8 protein-coding genes are annotated in these 6,090 nt (G+C 34.4%); 3 read left to right on the top strand and 5 right to left on the bottom strand.

Annotated features, from left to right (window positions below):
- Positions 1–117 precede the first annotated feature (117 nt).
- Both F6K54_RS24050 and F6K54_RS24045 read left to right on the top strand, forming a co-directional pair.
- The gene (locus F6K54_RS24050; protein WP_293082971.1) at positions 118–558 is read left to right on the top strand and encodes an Hsp20/alpha crystallin family protein; all 441 of its coding nucleotides are present in this window, start codon (positions 118–120) and stop codon (positions 556–558) included.
- A 299-nt stretch (positions 559–857) separates the two neighbouring features.
- Positions 858–1,298 carry an Hsp20/alpha crystallin family protein gene (locus F6K54_RS24045; protein ID WP_293082971.1) on the top strand — a complete coding sequence of 147 codons (441 nt, stop codon included), beginning with the start codon at positions 858–860 and terminating at the stop codon, positions 1,296–1,298.
- Positions 1,299–1,418: 120 nt separating this feature from the next.
- On the opposite strand, the gene F6K54_RS24040 is transcribed toward F6K54_RS24045, so the two are convergent.
- Both F6K54_RS24040 and F6K54_RS24035 read right to left on the bottom strand, forming a co-directional pair.
- Positions 1,419–1,829 (bottom strand): type II toxin-antitoxin system VapC family toxin, encoded by a 411-nt coding sequence (locus F6K54_RS24040; protein WP_293082968.1) that lies wholly within the window; start codon positions 1,827–1,829, stop codon positions 1,419–1,421.
- Positions 1,830–1,956: 127 nt separating this feature from the next.
- Entirely contained in the window at positions 1,957–2,223 is a 267-nt protein-coding gene (locus F6K54_RS24035; protein ID WP_293082965.1) for a hypothetical protein, read from the bottom strand.
- A 578-nt stretch (positions 2,224–2,801) separates the two neighbouring features.
- Here F6K54_RS24035 and F6K54_RS24030 point away from each other — a divergent pair.
- A complete protein-coding gene (locus tag F6K54_RS24030; protein ID WP_293082962.1) occupies positions 2,802–3,704 on the top strand; it encodes a DNA cytosine methyltransferase in 903 nt (300 codons plus the stop codon).
- A 186-nt stretch (positions 3,705–3,890) separates the two neighbouring features.
- Here the strand turns inward: F6K54_RS24030 and F6K54_RS24025 are convergent, their stop codons facing one another.
- The 3 genes from F6K54_RS24025 to F6K54_RS24015 form a co-directional block, all read right to left on the bottom strand.
- Complete coding sequence (locus F6K54_RS24025) at positions 3,891–4,280, bottom strand: hypothetical protein (RefSeq protein ID WP_293082960.1); 390 nt, start codon at positions 4,278–4,280, stop codon at positions 3,891–3,893.
- A 23-nt stretch (positions 4,281–4,303) separates the two neighbouring features.
- Positions 4,304–4,732, bottom strand: coding sequence for a retropepsin-like aspartic protease (locus F6K54_RS24020; RefSeq protein WP_293082957.1), 429 nt, complete (start codon positions 4,730–4,732; stop codon positions 4,304–4,306).
- 136 nt (positions 4,733–4,868) lie between these two features.
- Entirely contained in the window at positions 4,869–5,633 is a 765-nt protein-coding gene (locus F6K54_RS24015) for a response regulator (RefSeq protein WP_293082953.1), read from the bottom strand.
- Between the last annotated feature and the right edge of the window lie 457 nt (positions 5,634–6,090).

Raw genomic sequence — 6,090 nt, 5'->3', positions numbered from 1 at the left:
AAATGCGATCGCATCTCTCTAAGTAACCGAACTTACTCATTACCAAAATTCTACTAAAATTAGAAACAACAACGAATTCAATTAATACATAAAACATTTATTTAGGAGGCAACAACTATGGCTATTGTACGTTTTTCTCCATGGCGTGAAATTGATTCATTACAGAAAGAAATGAATCGTGTTTTTGACAATTTTGCTCCTTATTTAAACGGTGAAGAAAAAGGCATAGCATTTACACCAGCAGCAGAAATGGAAGAAAACCATGATGCTATTGAGTTAAAACTGGAAATTCCTGGTTTAGAGGCTAAAGATGTAGATGTACAAGTAACTGCGGAAGCTGTAGCAATTAAAGGAGAGCGTCGTCAGGAAGCTAAAACTGAAGAAAAAGCTATGACTCGTTCTGAATTTCGTTACGGTGCTTTCCAACGAGTAATTTCTTTACCAGCGCGGGTGAAAAATGACCAAGTAAAGGCTGAATATAAAGATGGTATTTTACATCTACATTTACCTAAAGCGGAAGCTGAAAAGAATAAGGTTGTGAAGGTAAATATTGGTTAATATTATCTCTACAGAGGTGCGAAATTTAACGAAGTCAGAAGTCAGAAGTCAGAAGTCAACCCACCCCTAACCCCCCCCAGGAGGGGAAGTAGGGGATGCGTGAGCAACTCTCCAAAAATATGTCGCCTTAAAAGGCGAGGTTTTAGACTCAATTATTTTGATCGGAAAAACTGAAGTACGGGAAATGCGATCGCATCTCTCTAAGTAACCGAACTTACTCATTACCAAAATTCTACTAAAATTAGAAACAACAACGAATTCAATTAATACATAAAACATTTATTTAGGAGGCAACAACTATGGCTATTGTACGTTTTTCTCCATGGCGTGAAATTGATTCATTACAGAAAGAAATGAATCGTGTTTTTGACAATTTTGCTCCTTATTTAAACGGTGAAGAAAAAGGCATAGCATTTACACCAGCAGCAGAAATGGAAGAAAACCATGATGCTATTGAGTTAAAACTGGAAATTCCTGGTTTAGAGGCTAAAGATGTAGATGTACAAGTAACTGCGGAAGCTGTAGCAATTAAAGGAGAGCGTCGTCAGGAAGCTAAAACTGAAGAAAAAGCTATGACTCGTTCTGAATTTCGTTACGGTGCTTTCCAACGAGTAATTTCTTTACCAGCGCGGGTGAAAAATGACCAAGTAAAGGCTGAATATAAAGATGGTATTTTACATCTACATTTACCTAAAGCGGAAGCTGAAAAGAATAAAGTTGTGAAGGTAAATATTGGTTAATATTATCTCTAGATAGAAATAGGAAAAGTTAGTAGGGGCGAACAGTTGTTTACTCCTACTATTGGGACTGACACAATTTTTAAGCCCAAATAATGAAGCCAAGATAGCTCCGAATTATCCTCACTCCCTCTCTTCTTCCCAGTCCTCATAAATTAGCCCGTCAATTCGTTCAAATTCCCTAGTATTATGAGTAACTAAAGTTAAATTATTTGCCATTGCTATTGCAGCAATTTGTAAATCATTACTCCCTACAGGAGTCCCTTTTTTCTCTAAATTTGCTCGAATTATGCCATAAACTTCCGCTGATTTATCATCAAAATCAAGCGAAATAAATTCTGACAAAAACTCTTTTTGTCTTAATAATGTTTGGGCAGGATTATTACTTTTATTTGCACCATAAAATAACTCAGCTTTGACGACAGAGCAAACAAACATATCCTTAACAGCTACTTGCTTTAGCCGATCTCTGATTAGAGTAGAGCGCCGATTCAAATACCTAACAATTACATTAGTGTCTAGTAAATACCTCATCTTTAACCGAAAAATTGTGGTCTAAAACCTCCCTTTTTAAAGGAATAAAAAAAGAGACTATTTATTATGAAAATCCTCCTTATTGCAGAGGTACTGATAACTGATAACTGATAACTGAAACTACCCTTCAGAAACATTCTTGCACACTATCATCTAAACTTTCGTCAATGCCTCCATTATCAATTACAATAGGGTCATCTGCACAAGAACCAGCCGTTCTTTCAAAGAAACCTCTACTCCATCCTAGTTCTTCAGGAGTTTTAATTGTTTTACTTGCTAATTCTTTCGTTAAAATAACTTGAATCTCCTCTGTTAAAGTCCTACCGTTATTTAAAGCTTGATTCTGTAATTTTTCCAGGATTTCTGGCTCTAAATTATCAAGAATAATAGTCATAACATTACCTCCTTATTAATTCTAATTTAATCATTTAATAACAGCTCCCAATAAATCGCTCATTTCTCCATGAAATTTATTCAAATTATTATCATAAACTATCAAAGTTTTCGGACCGGCATGACGAGAAAAATTCTGAGCTTTCCTAATATTATATCATGTCCGCTTGAATACTTATTCTTTGATGGAAGGAAGGCAGAAGGTTTTCTTGCTGTTGTGATTTAATTCTATACACAAACGATGCTACCGGACATGATATTATCGAAAAATTGTGGGTATGCGCCTCCCTTTTTAAGGGGATAAAAAAAGAACATATTCCTTATTTCAACCCTCCTTATTGCAGAGGTACTGATAACTGATAACTGATAACTGATAACTGATAACTGATAACTGATAACTGAAATGACCATCATATACAATATTGAAAGGTGATAACTAAAATACTACAGCAGATTCCACTTTAATGAGGTACACCCGTCGCGGGCAAGATGCCCGCACTTGTATTCATTTAATTATTAATCTTTGTACTTCATATACCTGGAATCCGTTGTAATTGCTGAATGCTATTTGGAATATAGATGCACAAAATTAACGTAATTGACCTTTTCTGTGGATGTGGTGGTATGTCGTTAGGCTTTCAAAATGCAGGCTTTAATATAGTTGCTGCTTTTGATAACTGGGAGCCTGCAATTAAGGTTTATCATCAAAATTTTAATCACCCAATTTATCAGTATGATTTGAGTAAAACTGATTTTAATTATCAAACCTTTATTCAAGTTAAACCAGACTTAATTATTGGCGGTCCTCCTTGTCAAGATTTCTCTAGTGCAGGTAAGCGTAATGAAGATTTAGGTAGAGGAAATTTAACTATTTCTTTTGCTCAAATAGTGGCTAATATTTTGCCTCAAATTGTTGTGATGGAAAATGTTAGTCAATTTATTAACTATAGAAAATATCGAATTACTAAAGACATTTTTAAAGCTGCTGGATATGGCATTAGTGAAAAAATTATTGATGCAAGTTTATGTGGGGTGCCTCAAAAGAGAAAGAGATTTTTTTTGATAGGAATTTATGGAGGTAAAGATAAAGAAATTGAACCATATTTAGAAACTTCTTTGGCAAAAAAACCGATGACAGTTAAAGATTATTTTGGGGATAAGTTAGAAATTCAACATTATTATCGTCATCCCAGAAGTTATAAAAGAAGAGCAATATTTAGTATTGATGAACCTAGTGCTACGGTGAGAGGGGTGAATAGACCAATTCCTCAAACTTATCAAAATCATCCAGGAGATTCAGCGAAATTATCTTCAGAAATTCGACCATTAACAACTATAGAAAGAAGCTATTTACAGACATTTCCTGAAGATTTTATCTGGGAAGGATGTAAAACAAATTTAGAGCAAATGATTGGTAATGCTGTTCCTGTGAAGTTAGCTGAATATGTGGCAAATAGTATTTTAGAGTATCTGAACAATTAGGAATGGTGGTTCATTAATTGATAATGGATAATGGATAATTGATAATTACCTCTGGTTAAAACCGAGAGGATTAAAAATAAGGAAATATTATTTCTTTTTTTCCCCTTAAAAGGGGAGGCTTTAAACCAGAATTGTTTAATTATTAATTATTAATTATTAATAATTCGGTTAAAAGAGAGTTGATTTTTAATCATTTTCCATTTGAAAAAATGTTCCTAAAGCACCACCAAACCAACCTAATGTTGTAAAGAAAGCATTTTGAATAATATCCGGAACTGACTTTTCTGGATAAAACAATGTATAAATAAGAATCACAATAAATGATGCACAGCAAACAATTACTAACACTGCATTAATCCTAATAATTAACTTATTTCTGATTTGTTCTGTGGAAAGATATGGCCTTTTTTTCTGTTTCTGTGGCTGTGGTTTTGTTTCATTTTCTACTGGCTCAGGATACAATTCTTCCACAGGAACTTCTTCCACTGAAATAGCAGAATCAGACTCACGATTCTCTATCTGACCAAGAAACATATACTTATAAAATCTGGTTAAAAAGTTAGCTATTTTATTCATATAAATTATATATAAAACTATTTTTAAATGTTAGCAATATCGCATTTTTCACCGCAATTCAATCTCCATTTTTGCTCAACACCATTCAGTACAACTTTATTGATGTTAAGAATATTTCTACCAACTAATGCATAATTTTTATGGGGAGGTTTTCTATCAGAAATTTCGATAACTTCATAGTTTTCAAATGTAGAACCAGCTATTGTGATATGAGCAAAATAAACGTTTCTATCACAAGATCCTCCATTTGCATCTCTCATAGTAATTGTTCTAGATAGAATTAAATTTAAGCGTTGAAGTTTTGATTTGGGAATACAAGTTATAGCAGCACCAGTATCAATAATGGCATCAACACTAATACTTTTACTTTGCTTGGCATTCCCAGAGTTATAAACGGTAATATTGCACTGTGGGCCAATGCAGGTATCTGTCTGAAGATTTCCGTATATCATAATTGCACGTGAATATTCATAAGTAGTTATATAGCCTTTCTCAGACTAATGAGGTACACCTATCTTTATTTCTATTCTATTGCCTGTCTCCTAAAACAAAAGAATTTTGTACCTCACCAGTATAGGAATTACTATATTAATCGAACCACAAAGAACTTGGCTCGTCAATAATTTCATAGTCAATCTCAACCTTTGTAAAAAACCTTTGCTTGTCACTATACTCTTCTTTATTGATTAACCAGTTAAGCAAAACTTCTCTACTTTCATCAGTATTATCATTACTAATCTTGACCAATTTTCCATCAACAAAAACAACATATTTTCCTTGATTCTTTTCCAACCACTCCGGATCTGATTTAAGTTTTTCATACTCTTCAATGTTGCTATTTTCATCCTGTGAAGCACCAGATGATTGAACTAACTCATTAAATCCCCTACTAAATATTTTTAAGTCACTTTTTCGCATAGATAACTCAAACTTATATTGAATCATTCCGAGAGCGATATAGCGAACACAAGCTCTTAAATCTTCAGACTTTTCAACAAACAAATTACATCCGAGATTCCTGGCCTGCTGTTGATGCTTTGGATAAGCGGAGAAAATAGCTACAAAGGCATCTTTATTTTCTACTCTAACTTGCTCTAAAGCATCTAAACCTTCCTGTTTATTTTGCCCAACATAATTATCAAAAATAAAGAACTTAGCTTGCTGTTGTTCTAACATTTCAATTGCTTCCTCTTTACTTTTGACTACTTTTAGATTCCCCTTAAATTCATCTTCTACTACTTCTTTTATAGCATCTTGTGCCAGTTCATTATCTTCCAAAACAACTACTGTAGTTTCTGAAAGCGATGATAAGTCTGAGGAAGTTAAATTATTACTGTTTAGAGTTGAGAACACTGTATATCTCCTTTTGGTTTTGATTAATTATTTTTTGAACTAGATAATACCATTAGGACTTACATATAAACGCTATTGCTACTGGCGTGTCAAGCTGAAAATGGTGTATTAGCCTGCCTAGGTAAGAAGTTATCACCACAGACCATCAGGCGATATAGCTGCCGCCACCATCCTCCGCCAACGCTAAAAATTGATAGGAAGAAACAAGCGATATAGCTGCCGCCACCATCCTCCGCCAACGCTAAAAATTGATAGGAAGAACCAGGCGATATAGCTGCCGCCACCATCCTCCGCCAACGCTAAAAATTGATAGGAAGAACCAGGGGCTCTGGCCCATCAAGGTGAAAATGGTGTATAATAGTGCAAAAATACTGGAGCTTATGGGAAGAGGTCGTCGGGATCAGGTAATGCTTACTTCAGGCCAGAGAAAGAAACTGGAAGAAATTAGTCGTAATGG

The sequence above is a fragment of the Okeania sp. SIO3B5 genome (assembly GCF_010692555.1).
Lineage (GTDB): Bacteria > Cyanobacteriota > Cyanobacteriia > Cyanobacteriales > Microcoleaceae > Okeania.
Note: the sequence above shows the minus strand (reverse complement) of the source record. Positions and strands in the feature narration are given on the sequence as shown.